Annotated in this window: 23 protein-coding genes and 1 pseudogene; 8 read left to right on the top strand and 16 right to left on the bottom strand. The window is 34.0% G+C overall.

Translation table 11 applies throughout. The features are described from left to right. Positions 1-29: 29 nt before the first annotated feature. Together sltY and trpR are read left to right on the top strand one after the other, a co-directional pair. Complete coding sequence (gene sltY, locus ACGH49_RS03435; protein ID WP_411588231.1) at positions 30-1,967, top strand: murein transglycosylase; 1,938 nt, start codon at positions 30-32, stop codon at positions 1,965-1,967. Positions 1,968-1,978: 11 nt separating this feature from the next. Then, complete coding sequence (gene trpR, locus ACGH49_RS03440) at positions 1,979-2,269, top strand: trp operon repressor (protein WP_411588232.1); 291 nt, start codon at positions 1,979-1,981, stop codon at positions 2,267-2,269. Positions 2,270-2,325: 56 nt separating this feature from the next. Here the strand turns inward: trpR and robA are convergent, their stop codons facing one another. The 3 genes from robA to ACGH49_RS03455 all read right to left on the bottom strand — a co-directional run bounded on the left by robA (position 2,326) and on the right by ACGH49_RS03455 (position 4,683). Beyond that, entirely contained in the window at positions 2,326-3,243 is a 918-nt protein-coding gene (gene robA / locus ACGH49_RS03445; RefSeq protein ID WP_411588233.1) for an MDR efflux pump AcrAB transcriptional activator RobA, read from the bottom strand. A gap of 96 nt (positions 3,244-3,339) precedes the next feature. Beyond that, complete coding sequence (gene nfuA, locus ACGH49_RS03450) at positions 3,340-3,915, bottom strand: NfuA family Fe-S biogenesis protein (RefSeq protein ID WP_411588278.1); 576 nt, start codon at positions 3,913-3,915, stop codon at positions 3,340-3,342. A 117-nt stretch (positions 3,916-4,032) separates the two neighbouring features. After that, a complete protein-coding gene (locus tag ACGH49_RS03455) occupies positions 4,033-4,683 on the bottom strand; it encodes a phosphoribosyltransferase family protein (RefSeq protein WP_411588234.1) in 651 nt (216 codons plus the stop codon). A gap of 314 nt (positions 4,684-4,997) precedes the next feature. Between ACGH49_RS03455 and ACGH49_RS03460 the strand changes: the two genes are divergently transcribed. Next, positions 4,998-5,564, top strand: coding sequence for a peptidylprolyl isomerase (locus ACGH49_RS03460; RefSeq protein WP_411588235.1), 567 nt, complete (start codon positions 4,998-5,000; stop codon positions 5,562-5,564). Positions 5,565-5,612: 48 nt separating this feature from the next. On the opposite strand, the gene pepB is transcribed toward ACGH49_RS03460, so the two are convergent. Further along, positions 5,613-6,893: an aminopeptidase PepB gene (gene pepB / locus ACGH49_RS03465; protein ID WP_065561032.1), complete on the bottom strand. Its 1,281-nt coding sequence runs from the start codon at positions 6,891-6,893 to the stop codon at positions 5,613-5,615. A 103-nt stretch (positions 6,894-6,996) separates the two neighbouring features. Here pepB and ACGH49_RS03470 point away from each other — a divergent pair, with 103 nt between their 5' ends. Beyond that, positions 6,997-7,770, top strand: coding sequence for a tyrosine-protein phosphatase (locus ACGH49_RS03470; protein WP_065605922.1), 774 nt, complete (start codon positions 6,997-6,999; stop codon positions 7,768-7,770). A 50-nt stretch (positions 7,771-7,820) separates the two neighbouring features. On the opposite strand, the gene ACGH49_RS03475 is transcribed toward ACGH49_RS03470, so the two are convergent. After that, entirely contained in the window at positions 7,821-8,438 is a 618-nt protein-coding gene (locus ACGH49_RS03475) for a 4'-phosphopantetheinyl transferase family protein (protein ID WP_065605920.1), read from the bottom strand. 120 nt (positions 8,439-8,558) lie between these two features. On the opposite strand from ACGH49_RS03475, the gene metC reads away from it, so the two are divergent. Both metC and tilS read left to right on the top strand, forming a co-directional pair. Continuing rightward, the gene (gene metC, locus ACGH49_RS03480; RefSeq protein ID WP_411588236.1) at positions 8,559-9,740 is read left to right on the top strand and encodes a cystathionine beta-lyase; all 1,182 of its coding nucleotides are present in this window, start codon (positions 8,559-8,561) and stop codon (positions 9,738-9,740) included. 62 nt (positions 9,741-9,802) lie between these two features. Beyond that, entirely contained in the window at positions 9,803-11,113 is a 1,311-nt protein-coding gene (tilS, locus tag ACGH49_RS03485) for a tRNA lysidine(34) synthetase TilS (RefSeq protein WP_065605916.1), read from the top strand. A gap of 67 nt (positions 11,114-11,180) precedes the next feature. On the opposite strand, the gene ACGH49_RS03490 is transcribed toward tilS, so the two are convergent. The 4 genes from ACGH49_RS03490 to ACGH49_RS03505 form a co-directional block, all read right to left on the bottom strand. Then, entirely contained in the window at positions 11,181-13,361 is a 2,181-nt protein-coding gene (locus ACGH49_RS03490) for a heavy metal translocating P-type ATPase (protein ID WP_411588237.1), read from the bottom strand. Positions 13,362-13,493: 132 nt separating this feature from the next. Beyond that, positions 13,494-14,297, bottom strand: a complete 804-nt coding sequence (gene suhB, locus ACGH49_RS03495) for an inositol-1-monophosphatase (protein ID WP_297225763.1) — start codon at positions 14,295-14,297, stop codon at positions 13,494-13,496. A gap of 285 nt (positions 14,298-14,582) precedes the next feature. Next, positions 14,583-16,160 carry an alpha-glucoside-specific PTS transporter subunit IIBC gene (locus ACGH49_RS03500; RefSeq protein ID WP_411588238.1) on the bottom strand — a complete coding sequence of 526 codons (1,578 nt, stop codon included), beginning with the start codon at positions 16,158-16,160 and terminating at the stop codon, positions 14,583-14,585. A 124-nt stretch (positions 16,161-16,284) separates the two neighbouring features. Next, positions 16,285-17,613 (bottom strand): 6-phospho-alpha-glucosidase, encoded by a 1,329-nt coding sequence (locus ACGH49_RS03505; protein ID WP_411588239.1) that lies wholly within the window; start codon positions 17,611-17,613, stop codon positions 16,285-16,287. Between the two features lie 255 nt (positions 17,614-17,868). Between ACGH49_RS03505 and ACGH49_RS03510 the strand changes: the two genes are divergently transcribed. Next, positions 17,869-18,585 carry a GntR family transcriptional regulator gene (locus ACGH49_RS03510; RefSeq protein ID WP_411588240.1) on the top strand — a complete coding sequence of 239 codons (717 nt, stop codon included), beginning with the start codon at positions 17,869-17,871 and terminating at the stop codon, positions 18,583-18,585. Between the two features lie 249 nt (positions 18,586-18,834). After that, positions 18,835-19,170 (top strand): zinc ribbon domain-containing protein YjdM, encoded by a 336-nt coding sequence (locus tag ACGH49_RS03515; protein ID WP_065605905.1) that lies wholly within the window; start codon positions 18,835-18,837, stop codon positions 19,168-19,170. Between the two features lie 242 nt (positions 19,171-19,412). On the opposite strand, the gene fliR is transcribed toward ACGH49_RS03515, so the two are convergent. The 7 genes and pseudogenes from fliR to ACGH49_RS03550 form a co-directional block, all read right to left on the bottom strand. Next, positions 19,413-20,207 (bottom strand): flagellar biosynthetic protein FliR, encoded by a 795-nt coding sequence (gene fliR / locus ACGH49_RS03520; protein ID WP_411588241.1) that lies wholly within the window; start codon positions 20,205-20,207, stop codon positions 19,413-19,415. A 5-nt stretch (positions 20,208-20,212) separates the two neighbouring features. After that, a complete protein-coding gene (fliQ, locus tag ACGH49_RS03525) occupies positions 20,213-20,482 on the bottom strand; it encodes a flagellar biosynthesis protein FliQ (RefSeq protein ID WP_034909516.1) in 270 nt (89 codons plus the stop codon). Between the two features lie 8 nt (positions 20,483-20,490). Next, positions 20,491-21,228, bottom strand: a complete 738-nt coding sequence (fliP, locus tag ACGH49_RS03530; RefSeq protein ID WP_411588242.1) for a flagellar type III secretion system pore protein FliP — start codon at positions 21,226-21,228, stop codon at positions 20,491-20,493. 6 nt (positions 21,229-21,234) lie between these two features. Continuing rightward, positions 21,235-21,672: a flagellar biosynthetic protein FliO gene (gene fliO, locus ACGH49_RS03535; protein WP_065609284.1), complete on the bottom strand. Its 438-nt coding sequence runs from the start codon at positions 21,670-21,672 to the stop codon at positions 21,235-21,237. Beyond that, positions 21,672-21,974, bottom strand: a pseudogene (gene fliN, locus ACGH49_RS03540) (flagellar motor switch protein FliN); the annotation flags it as partial. The pseudogene fliN and the gene fliO, both read right to left, overlap by 1 nt. A 70-nt stretch (positions 21,975-22,044) precedes the next feature. After that, positions 22,045-23,094, bottom strand: a complete 1,050-nt coding sequence (fliM, locus tag ACGH49_RS03545) for a flagellar motor switch protein FliM (RefSeq protein WP_411588243.1) — start codon at positions 23,092-23,094, stop codon at positions 22,045-22,047. Positions 23,095-23,099: 5 nt separating this feature from the next. Further along, a complete protein-coding gene (locus tag ACGH49_RS03550) occupies positions 23,100-23,567 on the bottom strand; it encodes a flagellar basal body-associated FliL family protein (protein WP_411588244.1) in 468 nt (155 codons plus the stop codon). Positions 23,568-23,666 lie beyond the last annotated feature (99 nt).

The raw sequence follows: 23,666 nt of genomic DNA on the forward strand, positions 1-23,666 counted from the left end.
ATAAACTAAATTCACATGGGAGTTAAAGGATGAAATTACTATTACGCTATTTTTTGATAATTAACCTACTGTTGACAAGTAACATTTATGCAGATAGTTCTCTAAAAGGACGAGAAAATTATCAAAAATGGCTTAATTCATATCAATCACTTAACTTTGAAGAACAGCAAACATTGCTCTCTACCATAAAAGATTACCCATTATATCCTTATGCTGCTGTACAGTTTTTTCAGAGTAATATTAAAATCGTTTCACCACAAATGGTAAGCAATTTTGTCAATCAATATAATGATTTTCTGCTAACAGCTTCATTGACACAATCTTATTTAACCGAATTAAGCAATCGCCAAGATTGGAATTCAATCATTTCATTCCCAAAAGATAACTCCATACTATCTAATTGTCGTTATCAATATGCATTACTACAACAAGGAAATAACGAGGTTGCTTTTAGCACTGTTAAATCACTTTGGATGACAGGCAAAGAACTTCCTTCTGCATGCGATCCATTACTTGATGCTTGGGCTCAAGCAGGTAAACGGACAGCTAATTTAATACTATTGCGTATCGAACTTGCTATTGAAGCAAATAATTTAAAATTAGCTAAGCATCTAGCTAACTTACTTGATGACAACTACAAAACAACCAAAATCAATTTACTAGCAGTTCTTAATAATCCTAAAAAATTAGAAGATTTTTCAAAAAATATTAAAGCTAGCTCTTTCACTAAAAAAATTGTATTAGCATCATACCCTCGCTTAGTAAAAGCTGATATGAATTTAGCTGCAACATTATTACCAAAATTAGTTAAACAGCAGACGTTAAACAAAACAGAGCAAGTGGCATTACAAAAAAGTTTGGCTAACAGTTACTTCAAAGATTCTGCAACTGACGAACAAATAAAATGGCGCGATAACTATATAGCGAAATATCATGATACAACTTTAGTTGAAAAGCGTATCCGCCTTGCTATTGATGACTATAACTTCTCAGACATCGCTTATTGGATAGCACAACTATCACCAGAAGATCAACAAAAAGAAGACTGGCAATATTGGCAAGCTAGAGTTTTATTAAATAATAATAAGAAAAGTGAAGCTGACAAAATTTTGCAAACACTCACAAACAAACGTGGGTTTTATGGCATGATAAGTGCACAAACACTTAATCAACCTTATTCGATCAATAACCAATCTCCAAAGATTACACAATCAGAAATATCAACGTTAAAAAGCAAATACAATAATCAACCTTATGTAAAAAGAATTAACGAATTACGTTATTTGGGAATGCTGCCAGAATCAAATTACGAATGGCGATATATGCTAAATAATCAAAAAAACAAAAATGAATACTTAGCATTAGCTCAATATGCTTTACAAAAAGGATGGGGTGATCTTAGTATTCAAGCAACCATTGCTGGCAAACTTTGGGATAACTGGACAGAACGTTTACCAATTATGTACAAAGATTTATACAACAATGCATTAAAAGATAAAACTATTGGGTTATCTTATGCTTTAGCTATTTCTCGTCAAGAAAGTGCACTTGATACTACCTCCCAATCACCTGTCGGCGCCAGTGGATTAATGCAATTAATGCCAGCCACAGCAAAAGAAACAGCTAAAAATGTTAATTCAGTAACTTATATTTCATCAGCACAATTATTTGATCCTCAAACAAATATACAGTTAGGCACTACCTATTTAAACACTGCTTATCTACAAAATGATAAAAATCGTATATTATCTTCAGCCTCTTATAATGCTGGTCCAAATAATGTTAAGCGCTGGCTAGAAAAGAGTAACGGAAAACTTGATGCAGTAGCATTTATCGATAGTATACCGTTTACTGAAACACGTAATTACGTCAAAAACGTATTGGTATATGATTATATTTATCAAGTAATCTTAGGGCAAAAAAATGTCAATTTTCTTAGTTCAAATGAATTTAATAAACAATATTAATGGTGATTATAATGAAAACTAACGAATGGAAACAAACAGTTGAATTATTACACCAAGCATTTAACGATGGTTATTCACTGGATATATTAAAATTACTAATGACAGCCGATGAGCGAGACGCTTTAATTACTCGAGTTAAAATCGTACATTCATTACTTGATGGTTCAATCAATCAACGCCAACTTAAAGAGCAACTAAAAATTGGTATTGCAACAGTAACAAGAGGCTCTAATAGCCTAAAAGAAGCAACTCCAGAATTTAAAAATTGGTTAGAAAAGGTTTTATTAAACTCGGATAATTAAATGGCTTAGTCAATATCTAATAGCAGATTTTTATATCATATTATAACTATGATTAACTATAAACTTGATTGGATATTGACATCACTATCAGCAACAACCGGCACACAATAATCACACTCCATATGCTTAATATCCTTAAACGATTCGACAGAGTCATCGCGAAGATTATGATGAATCTCAATTATACAGCTAGAGCAACGTAAGCGTACCTTTAATGCTGGCATAGCAGCTAAATGCACTTGTGAAATAAAATCGCCAAACTCATCAGGAGAACCAATATATCTAAAGCAAAGATACAATCCTCCTTCATTAACTATCTGCTCAATATGCTCTAAATTATTATTCTGATCTAAAGCAATTGTATAAAAAAGCTCTTGTTCATTAGCATTATCTTTGCTTTTCAATATACGGCTAAAAGCATAAATTTTATCTGGCAAGTTTTCACATGTATTGCCACAACGAGATATATAATTATGAAAAAATTGTGATCTTAGTTTATTTTCTTCATCTAATAATTGACTCAAATTGCAATTATTTTTAAAGGTGATACCCCAAAACGTTTTTTGAGGCATATTAACAAATTTTGGCTCAGGCAATGAAAACCGGTTTTTATTAAGCTCAATAGCAGGAGTTAATCCTGTAGGATCCCAAATATCTCCTCGTCGGTAACTTGCTGGTGTTTCATTGAATTGCTTTTTAAAAGAACGAGTAAATGTTTGTTGAGAATCAAAACGATATTGCATCGCAATATCTAAAATAGGTTTACTTGTCATGCGTAAAGCAAGCGCGGCATAAGTTAAACGACGATGTCGAATATAAGTACCAAGAACTTGACCAGTTACCTCTTTAAACATACGTTGTAAATGCCACTTTGAATAACCTGATTTTTGTGCAACATGATCAATAGATAATGGTTGTTCCAAATTTTTTTCAATCCAAACGATAAGATCTGAAATAATACTAACTTGATTCATAACACCCCATCAGAATGTCAAATGGCAAACGTCATCCGATTATGACTCAATCCCAGCAATAAGCAAGATTTAAATAAAAATTATTTTCTGCCATTATTAGCAAAAAGAATGAGCCCCAGCTTGGTGTTCTGTAATATCTTTTACACCAACGAGTTCAGGAAACTCTGCCATTAATTGTTTCTCAATACCTTCTTTCAAAGTATAATCGACCATTGAACAACCATTACACCCCCCACCAAATTGTAAAACAACATAATTATCTTCGGTTAACTCCACTAAACTAACATGTCCTCCATGGCTAGCTAATTGCGGATTGACCTGCGCTTGAATTGCGTAATTAACACGCTCAATAAGAGGTGCATCATCAGCTACTTTTTTCATTTTTGAATTTGGTGCTTTTAATGTTAACTGCGAACCTAATTCATCAGTCACATAATCAATGACAGCTTCTTCTAAAAATGGCGCACTAATTTCATCAATATAAACTGAAAAATCAGCATACCGTTCTTCTATATCGCTATCTTCTATAGTATCAGCAGGGCAATACGAAACACCGCATTCCGCACTTGGAGTACCAGGGTTAATAACAAACACTCGAATTTGTGTTCCACCGGGTTGATTAGCAAGCAATTTTTTAAAGTGCTGTTGAGCTGATTCAGAAATAGTGATAATAGACATAACCCCTCACTTTAATGTAATTAGGTAATAAACAAACCTAACATCATTTATAGTATATTGATAATAATAGTTGACTAACTTTCTTGGTTATTATAGGGGTTGTTTAGGATTTTACAATACTGTACGGCATAAACAAACAACATAAACACTCGTTGCTCCACAATTTTTTAGTTGCTGACTAATTGCATTAATCGTATTACCTGTTGTAACGATATCATCAATAAGCATTACCGATTTATGTGAAAGATTTTGATAGCACATAAAAAGCTTTTCAACATTAGCGATTCGATCTGTAAGAGATAAATTTTTTTGATCTTGCGCATTTGACCTTCGAGATAACAAATAAGGATAAAATCCACGATTTAACCATCTAGCAATCGGTTTTGCCAATAACTCAGCTTGATTAAAACCACGAGACCAATAACGAAAATGATGTAATGGCACACAAGTGACCAAATCAGGCTTAATTAACGCATCAATTTCTCGCCGTTGATACCAAGCCAAAAACATCAATCTTGCTAATGCAGTACTCAATTCAATTTTGTTGTAGAACTTTAGTTGATGAATCAATTTTTTTAAAGGATTAACATACTCAGAAACAGCAATAAGCTCATCCCAATAAGGTTTCTTTGCGCGACACCGATAACATATATCAGTCGATAAAGAATGTGGTAAACAGCATTGATGGCAAACCTTATTAAATTTAGGTATATTTTCAACACATTGGCTACAAATACCATGATGAGATAAAAATAAAGGCATATCACACAAAATACATCGCATAACATAATAAATTTATTTGTAAAAAAGTTTCCGATAATAATATGTTTAAGTATAAAAATGGTTCAGTATAAAAAAAAGTAGCAATAAAAAACATTTTTTATCGCCTATAACTTTTTAGTGTATAAAACTAAGCTAACATCAATAAAATAGACCAACCCGTTTTGTAATTGCATATAATTAAATAGTTATACGATATACAGCACAAAAAATTATCTGGTTTTGCATAATTGCTATTTAAATTAGCTTAATATTCGGTATAATCAGCCAATCCAAATGGAAGGAGGCTTTATTATATGAAAAAAATCAAACTATTAATTTTAACATTATTACTAACAATTTTTTCAACTGTCGTCTCAGCTACTCCTCAAGTCTTATTACAAACCAGTATGGGGGATATTGAGATTGAACTAGACAGCGAACACGCGCCAATTACCACTAAAAACTTTCTTGATTATGTTAACAATGGTTTTTATGAAAATTTAACTTTCCACCGCGTAATTCCTGGATTTATGATTCAAGGTGGTGGCGCTGATGATCAACTAAAATTCAAAGACAATAACCCACCAATTAAAAATGAAGCAGACAATGGTTTAAAAAATGATCGTGGTACCATTGCAATGGCAAGAACAAGTGAAATAAACAGTGCAACCAGTCAATTTTTTATCAATGTAGTAAACAATGATTTCCTTAATTACAAATCACCAGAACAATATGGTTATGCTGTATTTGGTAAAGTAACTAAAGGGATGGATATAGTTGATAAAATTGTTAGTGTCTCAACTAAACGCGTGGGACCACATCAAAATGTGCCGGTTGAGCCTATTTATATCAAAAAGGCAATTGTTATTAAAAATGATTAAAATTGCACTTTGTTAACAAAAACCACTTTTAAAAAGTGGTTTTTTGTTTTATTTAAGCTGACTAAGTAAATTAGCAATTGTCCTCACTCCAATACCTGTTGCCCCTGTTGCCCATAAAGCTGTGGCGCTTTTACGGAATGTTGCAGAACAATCAATATGTAGCCAATTTTTTTGATAATTTTTAATAAAATGCGATAAGAAAGCCGCAGCAGTACTTGCTCCAGCAGTATTAGGTATACCTGAATTTGCTATATCAGCAAATGATGATGGGAATTGCGAACGGTGAAACTCGGCTAATGGTAATCGCCAAAAAGCTTCATGCTCAATATCGCTACTAGCTAACAATTGGCTAGCAAAGTTATCATCAAACGAAAGTAATGACTGATAATCATTCCCCACCGCAATCTTAGCCGCTCCAGTCAGTGTTGCACAATCAATAATATAATGAGGCTGATCATTATCAGCACAAATTAAACCATCAGCCAAAACTAGTCGCCCTTCTGCATCAGTGTTATCAACTTCAACCGTTTTACCGTTACGGTAATGAATAATATCGCCTAACTTAAACGCATTGCCACTCACTAAATTATCCGCACAACATAGATAAAGCTTAATACGTTGATTTAAACCACGCGCAATGGCTAATGCTAATGCACTTGTTACTAACGCAGCCCCACCCATATCTGAGCGCATTGACTCCATAAAATTACTTGGTTTTAAACTATATCCTCCTGAATCAAAGGTAATACCTTTACCAACTAAACAGGCTGTTATCGGTGAATTAGGGTTTTGGGTTGGGTTATAATCTAGTTCAAGCAAAGCCGCTGGCCGATCCGAACCTTTTCCAACCGTATAAATGCCCATATAACCTTGCTCTCTTAAAGCTTCACCTGAAATGATGTTGTAAGTCACAGCTGATGAGTAAGTGCTAATTAACTTAGCTGCTCGTGTGGCTAACTCAACAGGACTTAATGTTTCGGCTTGTTCATTAATAATATCCCGACACCAATCAATAATTTCTATACGATGTTTCAATTCTTGTTTGTCTTTGGTGTTGAGTTCTGACCAAGTTACTTTTGTACTTTTTTTGGCATTACGATAACCTAACCAAAAATGCCAACAAGCTTCGATATCCCAATTTTCACCGCTTAGTTTAACCGAATTTATTCCTTGGTTATCTAACTTTCGACCTGCACGTTGAATCGCCCCTAAGCGATGTTCCGGTTTATAATGAATAGTAATCGCCTCGTTAGAAAAACTCAGCAATGCATCTTTTCCCCACTGTTTTGGTGCAGGTTTATCAGTTAGTAAAACAGATAACATCGACATAGTAAAAACCTCAAAAAATTGATAAACAACATAACAATGAATTAATTCTAATCAGAAACATGTTAATATAGCAAGTAAAGTTAAAAATAAATAAGGATGGGTTATGGCATCAGTTGTACCGATAAAAAATGGGATTAATTTTCGTGATTTAGGTGGAATCAAAACAATTGATGGACGTCAAATTCGATCTGGCCTACTATACCGCTCAGGCGCATTCTCGCTTATTACACAACAAGAGCAATCTTTTTTAGCTAATCAGCTAAATCTGCACTACGTTTTAGACTATCGCGATCCTGATGAAATTAAGCGAAATCCAGATAAATTATGGCAAAATACTCATTATATTAATGTACCAGCTAATCCGTTAAGTAATACGATCACCGCAAGTTTAACAAGTGATCTAGGCAATGCTCACCAAACACTTAAAAAAAATGCTCCATTTGATTTTATGATTAAGCTTTACCAGCTACTACCATTTAATAACACAGCATATCAAAAACTTTCCTCAATCCTACTAAACTCACAAGGTAGACCATTGGTACAACATTGTGCTGTTGGTAAAGATCGTACAGGTGTTGGCGTTGCATTAACATTGTTTGCTTTGGGTGTTAGTGAAGAAACTGTCATGCAAGATTATTTACTAACAGAACAGCTATTGTCAGATTATCGTGAAAATATATTAAGCCAATATCAACATAAAATGACGCCTGATGAGTTTGAAAAACGCAAATTAATTTTTGCCGCCAAAAAAGAGTATCTAACTGCGGCACTGAATGCAATTAAAACGCGTCACGGTACAATTGACAATTGGTTATCACAGGAATATCAATTAAACGAAACTAATAGAAAAAGAATTCAAGATATCTATCTGATTTAATAAATAACAAACCATTATTGCGCCATAATAAATAATGGAAAAAAATTGTATTAAGACAACAAAATTAATTTAGAGATTGGTTGATTGCTGTTCACCGACAGATGAACATTATCCACTTGTCGATATTGATAATAAAATTCTTGTGCAAAAGGTGCCATAATCATCTGCTGTTTTAAATCGACGTTAACCGATTTTATTTGCCAAACACCTTTAGCATAAAGCTTTAATGCAGACTCTTTTAATGTCCATAGTTGCCAAAAGGCTCTTAATGTATCATCTTGTTTAGTCATCCATTGATATTCGTCATCAGCAAAAAAATTTTTAGCTACTTTCAAATAATTTTTTCGTGGACGTGCTACTTCGATATCTAAACCAACCTTACCTACTAACGAAATCGCAACTGCTACCCAATCTTGGCTATGACTAATATTAAAATCTGGTAAGTGTGGCTCTAAAAAAGAGGGACGACCATTATCTCCAACCTTAATAACAGGTAACATCGAAATATCACAGTATTGTTTAAGCAAATGAGCCAAAATTGATCGGCAAACTAAAAACTGTTTTTTACGTTGGCCACTTAAATTATTCGCTTCATCAAGAAGCGTTTGAGGCAACAGTGAAAAATCAATGTCAGCATCCTTAAGACAAGCAAGTTGAACAATTAGCATAATTGGCAAGAAAATATTAATAAAATTTATTTTTTACTATTTTAACAGCATGCTATGCTAACTGTTATCAAAATTAATAAAAATATCAACCTTAATAAATAGTAGCAAGGGTGTATCATTATGTCATTACCAACAAAATTAGTTCATGCAGGACGTAAAAAGCGTTATACACAAGGCGCTGTTAATTCGGTTATTCAACGTGCATCATCATTGGTTTTTGATTCAATTGAAACAAAAAAAGAAGCAACCAAAAACCGTGCTAATGGTGCATTATTTTATGGACGCCGTGGTACATTAACTCATTTTGCGCTACAAGATGCGATGGTTGAAATCGAAGGTGGAGCTGGTTGCTATCTATACCCTTGTGGCGCAGCTGCCGTCGCTAATGCTATTTTAGCTTTTGTTCAAGCTGGCGATCATATATTAGTGTCTGAAGCCGCTTACGAACCTACTCAAGAATTTTGTCAGCAAATTTTAAAAAATTTTGGTGTTGAAACAGATTACTTTACGCCATTAGTGGGGCACAATATTACAAATCAAATTAAACCCAATACCAAAGTCATATTTTTAGAATCACCAAGTTCCATTACGATGGAAATTCATGATATTCCTTCAATGGTTAAAGCAATTCGCAGCACCAATCCAGAAATTATTATTATGATCGATAATACATGGAGCGCCGGCGTATTATTTAAAGCATTAGATCATGATATTGATATCTCAATACAAGCAGGTACTAAATACCTAATCGGTCATTCTGATGCCATGATAGGCACCGCTGTTGCTAACCAGCGTTGTTGGGAAAAATTACGCGAACGTTCTTACTTAATGGGACAAATGTGCGATGCTGATACCGCTTATATAGCCGCACGAGGATTGCGAACATTAGCAATACGATTAAAGCAACACCACGAAAATGGCATAAAAGTAGCAAAATGGTTAGCTCATCATCCTAAAGTTGCTACCGTCAATCACCCAGCATTAGAAAGTTGTAAGGGGCATGAATTTTTTAAACGTGATTTTTCAGGTGCAAGTGGATTATTTTCTTTTGTACTCAAAGATCGATTAACTGACGAGCAATTATCTGATTTTATTGACAACTTAACTTATTTCTCAATGGCTTATTCATGGGGTGGTTTTGAATCATTAATTTTAGCTAATCAACCCGAAGAACTAGCAAAAATTAGGCCTGTATCTGGTATTGATTTTAAAGGAACTTTAATTCGTCTTCATATAGGGCTTGAAGATCCCGATGATTTAATTGCCGATCTTGCTACTGGTTTAGACAGAATCAAGCTATAAAAAATAAATCTATATAAAGCCAATGCATTACGAATGTTTAGTTTAGCATAATTAAGTAGAAGATGAATAATCATAGCCAAATCACGTGTGACGAAATAATAAAACAAACAGTTTTTCATAATATAAAACACCACAAAGCGCTACTGGTTGCATATAGTGGTGGTGTTGACTCAACGGTATTAATGCATGTGCTTGTTAAGCTTAAAAAACAATTGTTACCAAATTTAGAACTAAGAGCGATCTATATTCATCATGGTTTGAGTAGCAATGCTGACAACTGGGCAACGCATTGCAGGCAACAATGCCAAACATGGCAAGTTCCAATAATTATTGAAAAAGTCAGACTTGATCCCATAGCGGGTAATATTGAAGAGCAAGCTAGAAATGCACGTTACCAAGCTATATATCGCCATATAAAAGATGATGAAACGTTATGTACAGCTCAACATCTTGATGATCAATGTGAAACTTTCTTCTTGGCATTGAAACGTGGTAGTGGACCTGCGGGATTGTCCGCAATGCCAAGGGAAAATCAACAACATCTTCGACCTTTATTAACAATATCACGATCACAAATTGAAACCTATGCGAATAAACATCAACTCAATTGGATAGAAGATGAAAGCAACCAAGATGATCACTACGACCGTAATTTTTTACGCTTAAAAGTCTTACCAATTCTTAATCAACGCTGGCCACATTTTTCGCAAATGGTTGCACGCAGTGCGGAATTATGTCAACAACAAGAAACGTTAATTAATGAGTTATTATTGGTAGAGTTTAAGCAAGTTATCACCGAACAAAATCAACTGGCTATTGCACCATTAATGGACTATTCCGAGTATAAACGAAATGCAATTTTACGCATGTGGTTTAAACACAATCATATTAATATGCCAACACGCCAACAAATAACATTAATTTGGCAAACCGTTGCATTAGCAAAAGAAGATGCCAATCCGAAATTTATCTTTAATAACCAACAAGTTCGCCGTTATCAAAATCAACTTTATTTGTTAGCATTATATCAAGATATTGAACAGCAAATCCTAAACTGGGATTTAGCGTTGCCATTAACACTTCCAGATAATGTTGGCGAATTACAAGTTAATTATCAAACTGATTTATGTTGCCGCTTACCACAAGCAGATGAAAAAATCACCGTTAGATTCCATGCTCAAGGAAAATTTCAAATTGTTAATCGCCATGGTTCACGATCAATAAAAAAACTATGGCAAGAGCATAATATTCCACCATGGATGCGAACTCGAATCCCTCTAATTTACTACAACGAACAACTGATTTGCGCAGTTGGCGCATTTGTTACCGAACAAGGAAAAGGAACACAAATCAGTTTTAAACTCACCACTTAGCGTTAATCTCCTCAAAATAAGGTGGCTGATACACCACCTTAATTAGGGTATTTTCAATTATTATAAGTTACGATTTTGCCTTCCAACGTTTAAGCAAAAGTGCATTGGTTACAACGCTAACACTGCTTAACGCCATAGCGGCACTGGCTATCATTGGATTTAAAAATCCCAATGCCGCTAGCGGAATACCGATTAAATTATAGAAAAATGCCCAAAATAGATTTTGTTTAATTTTATTATAGGTTCGGCGCGAAATATCGATCGCATCAGCAATCAAAAACAGATTACCACGCATTAGAGTAATACTTGCTGCATGCATAGCCACATCGGTGCCTGTGCCCATAGCAATACCAATATCGGCAGCCGCCAAGGCTGGAGCATCATTAATACCATCTCCTACCATTGCCACTGTTTTATTGCCAGTTATATCTTCACTTTTTTGTAGTTGATAAATATAGTTTGCTTTATCTTGCGGTAATACTTCAGCAATAACCTTATCTAAGCTTAACTGCTGCCCCACATAATTAGCCGCTTTCTGATTATCGCCAGTTAACATAACGGTTTTTACATTTAACTGATGCAATGCTTGAATAGCTTTTTCGGCCTCCTCCTTTATTACATCGGCAAAACCCAAGAGCGCTAATATCACCACATTACCTTCTGATTGCTGTTTCGCTAAAAATGAAATGGTATAACCTTTACTCGATAACTGATTAATTTTATCGTCCATACCAACAAAATAGGCATTTAATGATTTCATCCAACGCAAACTACCTAAATAATATTCGGTGTTATCAACGGTCGCCATCACTCCTGAACCAGCTACCGAAGTAATATTTTGAGCATAATGATACTCTTTAGCTTTACTTAAAATAGCTTTAGCAAGTGGATGCTCACTACCTGCTTGTAATGACGCTGCGAGCGATAAAATTTGATCGGGCGTCTCGCTACCCATAATATCCATTTCAACTAATTCTGGTTTACCAATGGTTAATGTGCCTGTTTTATCAAATGCAACCATATTAATATTATGCAGTGTTTCTAATGCCTCGGCATCTTTAATTAAAATACCATGACTAGCCGCCACTCCTGTACCAACCATAATTGCTGTTGGTGTTGCCAAGCCTAATGCACAAGGGCAAGCAATCACTAACACAGCCACCGCATGGAGTAATGCTTGTTGCCAATCATGCGATATCACCCCCCAAGCCAATAACGTAACAAGTGCAATCAATAAAATCACTGGCACAAAAATAGCGCTGATGCGATCAACAATTCGTTGGATTGGTGCTTTCTTAGCCTGAGCAGATTCAACCATTTCAATAATTTTGGATAAAGTAGAATCCGCTTGAATCGCTGTGGTTTTAACGATAAGTAACCCTTCGCCATTAATTGTACCGCCAGTAACAACATCATTAACGGTTTTATTTACAGGAAAGCTCTCACCGGTTAGCATTGATTCATCACTACTAGATGCACCTTCAATCACAACGCCATCAACTGGAATACGCTCTCCAGGCTTAATAATAACAATATCATCCACTTTAACTTGGTTAATGGGTAAACTTATTTCTTGATTATCACGCCTTACTAAAGCAACATCAGGGCATAGCGCAGACAGGGCTTCAATTGCTTGTGTGGTTTGATGTTTAGCTCTTGATTCTAACCACTTACCAAGCAAAATTAAGGTAATAATAATAACTGAAGATTCAAAATAAAGGTGCTCATCATTGCCTATGATAAGCTGATAAACTGATAACCCATATGCCGCACTAGTACCAATGGCCACTAATAAATCCATATTACCCGACAACGCTTTAGCCGCATTAAAACCGCTTCGATAAAATTTAGCACCAAGTCCAAATTGCACAATAGATGCAATAACCAGTTGTAACCAAGCTGGCATCATCAAATGAAACCCAAAAGGCTCTAATAACATAGGTAACACAAAAGGAATGGCTAAAATAACAGAAATCACAATCGGCCAAATAGATGCTTGTTTGTTAACTTTCTTTGCACCTGATTGTTGATCTGAAATTTTAATAGCACGATAGCCCGCTTTATCAACCGCAGACATTAATGCTTCAAGCTTAACATGAGTATCTGCATTAATAGTTGCTTTCTCAGTTGCCAGATTAACACTGACATCAATTACACCATCAACTTTTTTAATTGCTTTTTCTACACGACTAACACAAGAGGCACAACTCATTCCTTCAATATTAAGATGATATTGTATTGTCTTCATAAAATGCAGCCTTAATTTTTATACGATTATTGATTAGTATATACTCAAAATTGATAACAATGCAGAAAAATACTAGACAGATCGCAAGAATTTAACTTGCGATCAAAATAAGAGGAAATAAAAAAGGTAACGTTAGTTACGTAATTTTTCGGGCCACTCGTTTTGAGTAGAAACTAATAAATCCTTAACAATTCTAGGATTACCCGCAACAACATTGCCCGAAACCATATAATTATTGCCACCTGCAAAATCGGTAATAACGCCACCTGCTTCACGCAAAATCAACTCACCACCAGCAATATCCCATGGTTTTAAGCCAATTTCAAAAAAGCCATCTAAACGACCTGCGGCAACATAAGCAAGATCTAAAGCGGCAGAACCAGTGCGACGAAAATCGCCACATCTAACAAATAATTTTTGTAACACGCCAAAATAACTATCGCTATATTGTTTAGCTTTAAACGGAAAAGCCATTGCCAGCACGCTACCGTCTAAATCTTTCGCATTACTCACTCGAATACGATAACCATTAAGTTGAGCGCCTTTACCACGAGCCGCTGTAAACAGCTCATTACTGATTGGATTATAAACAACGGCAATTTCGGTTTTACCTTTAACCCGAGCTGCGATAGACACTGCAAAATGAGGGATATTTTTAATAAAATTGGTAGTACCATCAATTGGGTCAATTATCCACTGAGTATCGGCATCATTACCTTTAGCTAAGCCGCTTTCTTCGGCAATGATAGTATGGTCAGGATAAGCTTTTTTAATTGTTTCAATAATCAAAGCTTCAGCCGCACGATCGGCATTAGTGGCAAAATCATTAGCGCCTTTGGTTTCAATTTCGATTGAACTAGGATTTTCATAAGCCTTGATGGCTACATTACCTGCTTTACGAGCAGCACGAATAGCAATATTCAGCATCGGATGCATAGTTTTATTCCAATTGATGTGTTAAAGAACGGGTTGGTTTAGTAAAATGAACTTAGTCATACTAAAAATTATGGTATAGTATATAAGTTTTGTAACTTTATTGCCAGACTATATGGGATCGATAGGGTAAATACCTAAAATTACCCTAAAATATAGATTCCCTATTTTTAAGCATGTTCTTAATGATTTGTTTGTTTAATCGGAACTCATAAACAATCTATATTTTAGAACCGATTAAACAAGTTAATTAATAGTTTACTAATTGTTCATTAATATCGACATTATTTACTTCAATAGTATGCTCATTTCCTCTCTAACTTGAGGTACAGTTAAGCCAACAATAATTTGTAATGATTGTCCCTTGTATACAACATTTATTGCCCCATAACTTTGAAAATAAGTCACTTTCTGAACTAATTCAGGATTACTTACTTCAATACGTAATCGAGTTGCACAGTTAGTCAATTGTATAATATTTTCTTTACCACCTAATCCTTCAATAAAGGCAATTGCTTGTTGAATTATCAAATCGTTAGTTTCAAATTCAGTATCATATTGATTTGACGATTTACTCTTTTTACTATTTTGATAATCTGATTTAGTAAATAGTTTAATATTAGTATCTGAACGGCCAGGAGTGATAAGATTGAATTTAAGAATTAAGAATTTAAACACAAAAAAGTAAATTGCTGTAAAAGTTAAACCAATAGTAACTTGAATAACATACGTCATCCAATGATTTGCTCCCAGAGGTAACCAGTTTTGGAAGATAAAATCTATAATACCTGAGTAAAAATTTCCTGATACACCAAGCATATACATAATTGCAGCCATTGATGCTGCTAAAAAAGCGTGAACAACAAATAAAATAGGTGCAATAAAAAGGAATGTAAATTCAATGGGCTCTGTTATCCCAGTCAACACAGCTGTAACTGTTGCTCCAATTAATAGTCCCAATACCATTTTTTTATTTTCTGGTTTTGCTGTTGCATAAATAGCCATTGAAATACCTGAGCAACCAAATACCTTCCCCATACCAATTAACATAAAACCACCCTGAGGAAATAATTTAGTTAATGATTTTGTGCTGTTAGCAAATTCAGAAATATGAGAAATCCAATAGTTAACTGTACCTCCATCGGTGACAATTGGACCAAAATAGATTGGACCATAAACAAAATGATGTAATCCTGTAGGAATTAAAATGCGCTCTAAAAAAGTAAATAGCCATACACCAAATGCACCAGAATTTAAAATGAAAATTTGCAGGCTTTGAATACCATTTTGGATAGGAGGCCAAACCAATACCGTCAATACAGCTAGTACCAGCATTAACGGAAAACAGATAATAACGATTAATGGTGTCCCTGTAAATACATTTGCCCATTCGGGTAAACGTAAATCAAAATAACGGTTATGAATCCAAACGGTAAAGGCTGCAGTCATAATTGAACCAACAATTGAAGTATCTAATGTTAATACACCACTAATTTCAATTAATCCTGTTTGCCCTACTTGATAGTTTATACCTAACTGTTCACTCCAAATATCAAGTATTCCTGCTATAAAATAGTTAAATGTTAAATAGGAGATGAAAGCGGCTAATACAGCTCGGCCAGATGCCTTTTTTGCTAATGCAATTGGCAAGCCTAAAGCAAACAACATTGGCATATTTTGAAACAAAACTAGGGATGCTTTTTGAAATATACTGACAATTTTAACATAAGTCGATCCTTCTACAGCAAAAGGAAACAAATGTGGATTAAGTAAAACGACGCTCAATCCCAATAAAATGCCTGCACAAGGAAAGAGTAATACAGGAACAAACATTGCTGCTCCAAAGCGCTGAATTGTACTTCTCATAACATTAACCTTTTATTAATATAATGATTTTGTTATTTTTAAAATAGTTCTGTACATGTTTGTGAATAACGCTAAGCGTTTGCATTTACTCAAACGCTAGCATTATTCGTGTAAAACAAAATAATTATTTAAAAAACTGAGGTAAATAGTCTTTATTTTCGTTTAAGATTTCTTCAACAATTACTTTTGCTTTTGGAACGTTAACAACGGTTCTATTTAACGTTAAGGCATTGATTAATTTTTGTTTAGAACCTTCATACCAAGCATCAACAACTAATTTTTCATAACCTAATTGGATTTCTATCATCGCTTTTTGGAATGTCGGAATCTTACCAATAGCAAACGCTTTAGGACCATCAGAAGTTAGCATACATGGCACTTCAACCATTGCATCATCTTGTATATTACTAATAATGCCTTTGTTTGGAACAATCACAAGATAGATATCGCCTTTGTTATAAGCTAATGACGCAGCAACACGGATCATATAACGACCATGAATATCATCATGAAGCTGTTCACCAACAATAGAATTTTTTTCAATAATACGTTTACACATTTCAAATACTTGTTTTTCACGTCCATTGATAACTTGACGCGCACGCGTATTATTAATATCTTCTTTACTCACCATTTTTTCTGGATATAAATAGTATTGTAAATAAGTATTTGGCAAGAATTCTGGGTTATCTCGTAACATTGTTTCCATGTTTTTAAACGTTGCTTGCCAAGAAGGATCATTAGCAATAATTGAATCAACAGCTTTAATACCATCTTTTAAAATAATTTCTTTAATACGTTGGGTTAAATCTTCGCCTTGTTTATTCTTAATTTTAGTAAACCAACCATAATGATTTAAACCGAAGTATTCCGGTACAAAATCCCAAATTTCACAACCAAGTAATTTTGCGTAACTCACCATGATTGCCGCAGGCATATCACAAATATTTAAGATTCGATTATCGTTAGGAAATTCTCGATTTAATGCATCTGCAACAATCGCTGCTGGGTTAGTGTAGTTTAAGATCCAAGCATCCTTTTTATATAAACGAATTTCGCGAACAAGGTCTATCATATCTCCTATGGAACGTAATCCGTAAGCCATACCCCCTGCACCACACGTTTCTTGACCTACACATTGATGAGATAAGGGGATTTGTTCATCACGCTCACGCATTTTTAAACCACCAGTACGGATTTGCATAAAAAAGAAATCAGAGTTTTCAAAAGCGATTTTTCTATCTGTTGTATAGATAAATTCTTCAATTTCTGGATAGAGTTCTTTAAACATAATTTTAGTTGCTTTTGCATTTAGCTCCTGACGAGCTGCATCAATATCATAAAAAACAACTCGCTTTAACGGAAAATTTTGTTTTTCTGTAACAAGACTTCTCATAATACCTAATGTATAAGTACTACCTGCACCAACAACGGTTAAATTGATCTTTTTCATAATATGTTTCCTAAATTACATTTATTAAATAAAATCTTGCCATAGATATATTATAAATAAGTATTACCATAAAATAATACTTATTAAATACAAATGTGAAAAGGATCACAAAAAATATTTATTCGCAGTTGATCAATGCGTATTAGATAATTTGAGTGAGTACAGTAAAAATTAAATAATGATAAATTTACCATCTAATGCTATTTTGACTATTCAATGTTAATATAATACAAATTTAATATGTAGGATGTTATCGTGAGTAAACCACTTTATCGACAAATTGCTGAAATTTTTGAAGAAAAAATTCGTTCTGGCGAATTAGATGTTGAAGATGTATTACCTACAGAACAATCTTTACAAGAAATATATAATGTTAGTCGTGTTACTGTTCGTAAAGCCCTAGAGCTACTTGAAAAACAAGGATTATTAGTACGAATAAAAGGAAGTGGTACCTATGTTAAATACAATTCGACCAAGCACGATGCCTTTCAATTAAAAGGATTTGAAGAAAACATTACCTCACAAGGGCGAATTGCTAGTACGAAAGTAATACATTTTCAGTTAGAACAGGCACAACCCGTTATTGCAAAGCATCTAAAAATTGAAGTTGGAACATTAATATATTCAATAATACGTATTAGAACAATAGACGATGAGCCTGAAATTTTAGAGCAAAGTTATATGCCTCTTTCACTATTTCCTGATCTCAGTGTTAAAGTAATGCAAACATCAAAGTATCACTATATTGAAAAACAAAAAGGTTATCAAATATCGCTAAGTAGGCAAGACTTAAAGCCTGTTTTAGCAACTAGCATTGTTGCTAAACATTTAAATATCGAAACAAATTACCCTATATTATGCCAACGTTCAACTAGTGAATTAGTTAATGGAGAAGTATTTGAATATAGTATTCAATATTTAAGGGGATTCCAATATAGGTTTGAATATATTGCACGCAGAGGGTTAGAATAAATACCAATAATCCGCAATCTAGAAATAAATATCATCGATCTATATGGTATAGATTAGTAATCAAACTTAATATGATAACTTCTAATTATTCATCCATGCGAAATAAATATCGATGTAGACTAATTAGCCTACCATGTAAAATGATTTATTTAGATCCTAATCATGATCTAAGAAACATCCTCTATGACTTAACAACATTTTTTTGCTATAGTAAGCACCATTTTATTTAATCTATAAGAGTTATAAGCTATGAAATCTATACCTAATTGCCCTGTTTGCCAATCTGAACACACTTATCATGATGGCAGCTTTTGTGTTTGCCCTGAATGCGCCCACGAATGGGATCCAAACGAGGCTGTGTCTTCTGATGTTGGATTACAGGTAAAAGATAGCAATGGTAATTTACTTGCTGATGGCGACGATATTATTTTGATTAAGGATCTAAAATTGAAAGGATCTTCAACAGTGCTGAAAAAAGGTGCTAAAGCCAAAGGCATTCGTTTAGTCGAAGGCGATCACGAAATCGATTGTAAAATTGACGGTATGAAAATAATGCTTAAAGCCTGCTTTGTAAAAAAAGCTTAGTTAACTATTTTATTAATGCTGATTTTATCAGCATTAATCTGTTTAGTTTTAGTTTTAATTAATATAATCTATCACACAATAAAAATGCTTAGTTAGATCATTGTTTTTATTTAAGTATTTATTGTTTTTTTGGAAGATTTATTTCTAAATCAATATGATAGAATAGCAATTTCACTCAATAGCCACAAAAAGAAAGTCAAGTTGAATAGGTAAATTAAATATGACTGTGTGATCAATTTATATCACTGAGTTAAATACCATAAGATACTAGAAATTCGCTCAAACATTTGTTCAAAAATAAATTCAGTAAATGCGGGTAGTGTTGTAATTAAATAAGTTAGCATGATTAACCCTAAGAATAGGGTCGCTGGATAACCAACCACAAATATAGATAGCTGTGGCGTCATTCTATTAAGTAGTCCTAATGATATATTGATGATTAATAGCAATGTCATTAAAGGAAGCGCTAACATGATCGCGTTGATAAATAATAGTTTGCTGACTTCAATTAATGCTAAGTATCCATTCGCTTGTAATGGCATTACTGCAATCGGAATAATATCAAAACTATTTGATATGCCGTATAACAACCATAAATGGCCATCAAGACTGATAAATATTAATAAAGCAATGATGTTAATTAAGCGTGATAATACTGATGTAGATGGACCGCCAATAGGATCAAAAAAGGTCGCCATTCCTAGCCCCATTTGCATCCCAATTAATTCTCCTGAAAATCGCACTGTCATAAATGCCAACTGCATGGTAAAACCAATAAGTATTCCAATCATTATTTGTTGTGCAATAATCCATATTCCTATAAATGAGTATATTTTTATATTGTCATCAATATGTGGATGTGGCAGTACAATCGTCGTGAGTAGCGCTAGGCCAATTTTAACTCGATTAGGCGTTTCTTTTTCGCCAAAAATGGGCGCTACCATGATCAACGCTAAGATACGAACAAAAGGGAAAAAATAGTCCCTAATCCAAGAAAAGAAATCGATATTAAATAAATTGTAGATATCAAATTCCATTACATTTAACGGGTTAAGTTAGGAATATCTGTAATAACGGTTTGGATATAGTCGATCATGGTTGATAGCATTGATGGCCCCAATATTATTAAAACCACAATGACCACTATGATTTTGGGAATAAATGATAATGTCATTTCGTTAATTTGCGTCGCAGCTTGTAATAAACTAATGATTAACCCTGTTACTAATGCGGCTAATAATAACGGTCCAGCTAATGATGCCGCAACTTTTATCGCTTGTATGGCTAACGTGCTGATATATTCAGATGACATAGTGCGACTCAACTAAAAAAGCTTTGTGCTAATGATCCAAGTAATAAATGCCAACCATCTGCCAAGACAAATAACATTAATTTGAATGGTAATGATACTGTCGCTGGTGGCACCATCATCATTCCTAATGCCATAAGCGTGCTTGCTACCACTAGATCAATTACTAAGAATGGAATAAAAATTGTAAAACCAATTTGAAACGCTGTTTTTAATTCACTCACCACAAAAGCAGGAACTAATACTTTTAGGGGAACGTCTTCACGTGTTTGAATGTCGTTTTGATGAGACATGTTAACAAATAATGCTAGGTCATTTTCTCGCGTTTGGGTAAGCATAAATTCTTGTAATGGTTTAGTTGCTTTGGTTAATCCTTCTTGCATGGTGATTTGATTTTGTGAATATGGCACATACGCTTCTTGATAAATTTTATCAATAACTGGCGACATAATAAAAAAAGTCATAAAAAGCGCAATTCCCAAAATAACTTGATTCGGCGGTGCTGATTGCGTACCTAGGGCATTACGTAACAGACCTAACACAATGATGATTCGTGTAAAGCTGGTCATCAATAATAATATTGCTGGTATAAAAGTGAGCAATGTTAAAAAGACTAATGTTTCAACTGGTAACGACCAATTTTGCCCACCAGTTAGGGGCTGATTTATGTTAGTTAAAGATGAAGTTTCAGCATAGCTAGATAAACTAAATAGCAATAAACTTAGCAAAATAGTTAAATTTAACCGCACTTGTTGTTACTCCTTTTTCACTTTTAAAGCGGATTGTAATATCTGTTGAAATGCGTTAATTTTCGTAAGATTTTTATCTGCTCCATTTTGCGAAAGCAACACTTTGGTTCGTTCTTCATTGATGGTATGTAACAATGTCATTTGTTGAGGAGTAACACCTACCACTAATAATTGGTTATCAACGTGAATAACCATAATACGTTCTTTAGGATTAATGTTATATGTGGCTTTGACATCAATCCATTGTTCGGTCGTTTTTTTCCAACCCATTCGTTTTGCGAGCCATCCTAGCAATAAAATAAAACCGATGATCACAATAAGCGTTAATCCCATTGACGATCCAATTTCAGTATAAATATTTAAATCAGAAGACGATGGCGATAAGGTATTAGTATTGGTTACACCAACCGTAGGTTGAACCAAATTAGGTTGCTTTATTGTCATTAACGGCTTAATCTTCTTACACGCTCTGATGGAGTAATAATATCGGTGATACGCACACCATAGTTATCGCCAACTACCACAATTTCGCCTTGAGCTATTAAATAACCGTTAATTAATATATCTAATGGTTCTCCTGCAAGCCCATCTAATGCAATTACCGAACCTTGGGTTAGATTTAATAGATCTTTAATAGCTATTTTGGTTCGACCAAGTTCTACGCTTAAATCAACAGGTATATCTAATATAAGATTAATATCTTGCTTTTTATCTTTTGTTTGTTGCGGAGATAATGTTTCAAAAATAGCCTCTTTAGTGATGAGTTCATCATTCATTACTTTTTCTTCTTGGTCTTCGTCGTTATTTGGTATAATGTCAGTCATTGAACACTCCCTCATTCAGTTGTTCTATCACAGGATTAATGACCTGTTCTACTTGAATTGCATACTGTTTATTTACTTTACCGTAATGGCCTTTTAATACCGGTACACCGCCAACTGTTACATCTATATTTGTTGGTTTTTCAATTGTTAAAATATCATCAACTTTTAACGCTAACAGTTTTTCAACGGTTGTATGAATATGGGTAAAATCGGCAACTAATTCGACAGATGATTGTTTAATTCCAGTGGTTAATGAACTCATCCAGATATTATCGTCTTGATAAGTCTGTTCTTCGATAGGTGGCTTTATTAGCAACTCTTTGATTGGTTCAACCATAGAATAAGGGATACAAATGCAAAATGTTGCTTTGCTATGACCCACTTCGACTTTGAAGTTTGTTGTTAGCACGACATCATCAGGTGAACTGGTAATGTTGGTAAATTTGCTTTGCATTTCAGAGCGAATATATTCGGTTTCAATTGGGTATACATCAGCCCATGCATTTTGATAAATAACTAATGCTAATTCTAATACTCGTTTTATGATTTGCTGTTCGGTGTGGGTAAATTCTCGTCCTTGTGTTTTTATTTTAGTTGTATGCCCGTCTCCCCCAAATAATGAATCAACGATAATAAAGACTAATTCAGGTGAAAATGAAAATAAGCTTGAACCTCTTAATGGGTTAAGATGAACTAAATTTAAATGGTTTTCCGATGAAATATCAGAAAATTCCTCAAATGTTTGTGGTTCAATAGGCGATGCAACTACATCGGCATTGCGACGCAATCGATTAAATAGCCCAATTCTAAACTGACGAGCAAAACGTTCATTAATGATTTCTAATGCGGTTAATCGTTCAGGAATAAAGCGATGTTTTACCGATAAATCATAAGGTTTAACATCAACCTTTTTACCAGAAGGTAACGAAAAAGAAGAAGCATCAATACTGCTATCGTCACCATCGTTAACAAAACTATCAGATAGTTGTACAGCATCACTATTTTCATTTAAATCCGTTATGGACTCTATCTTATTGGGCATAGTAATCACCGTATAATAAAATCAGTAAATAGAACTTCATCAACTTTTACCCAATGTTTTGCATCATATTGTCTTGATAAGGTATTTTTTATCTGTTCTTGTAAATCGACTTTTCCCGATTCTTGCTTTAGTTTGTTGACATACTGTTTTGAAGTTAAAAGTAGCACGTCACTTCTTACTTCAGGTAAATAATCTAATAACACCGTTCTTTGATCTTCATCAGCGATACGCAAAACTATTCCAATATAAATGATTTTATTAATTTCAATATTATCTTCTGAGACAGGTAATGAAATAGTAAACGGTTTTAATGTTAAAAATACCGGTGACGTAACTTCGGGTTCTTCTTGCGCTCTAGTTGTGCTTTGTGAATGATTTTGAAACCACAAATAAGCCGCAACACTTATCGCTAACAACGTCATAAGAATAAGGATTAGATTTAAAACACTTACTTTTTTTTTCGTGGTAGGCATATTTATTCTTGTCTCTATAAATTTAAAAAGATTTATAACCCATTAATTAGGTATAGTTACAAGAATAATAAATCATATTTTTTAAATTGATTTGAAGAA

This window comes from Gilliamella sp. BG7, from assembly GCF_046635565.1.
GTDB lineage: Bacteria > Pseudomonadota > Gammaproteobacteria > Enterobacterales > Orbaceae > Gilliamella > Gilliamella apicola_P.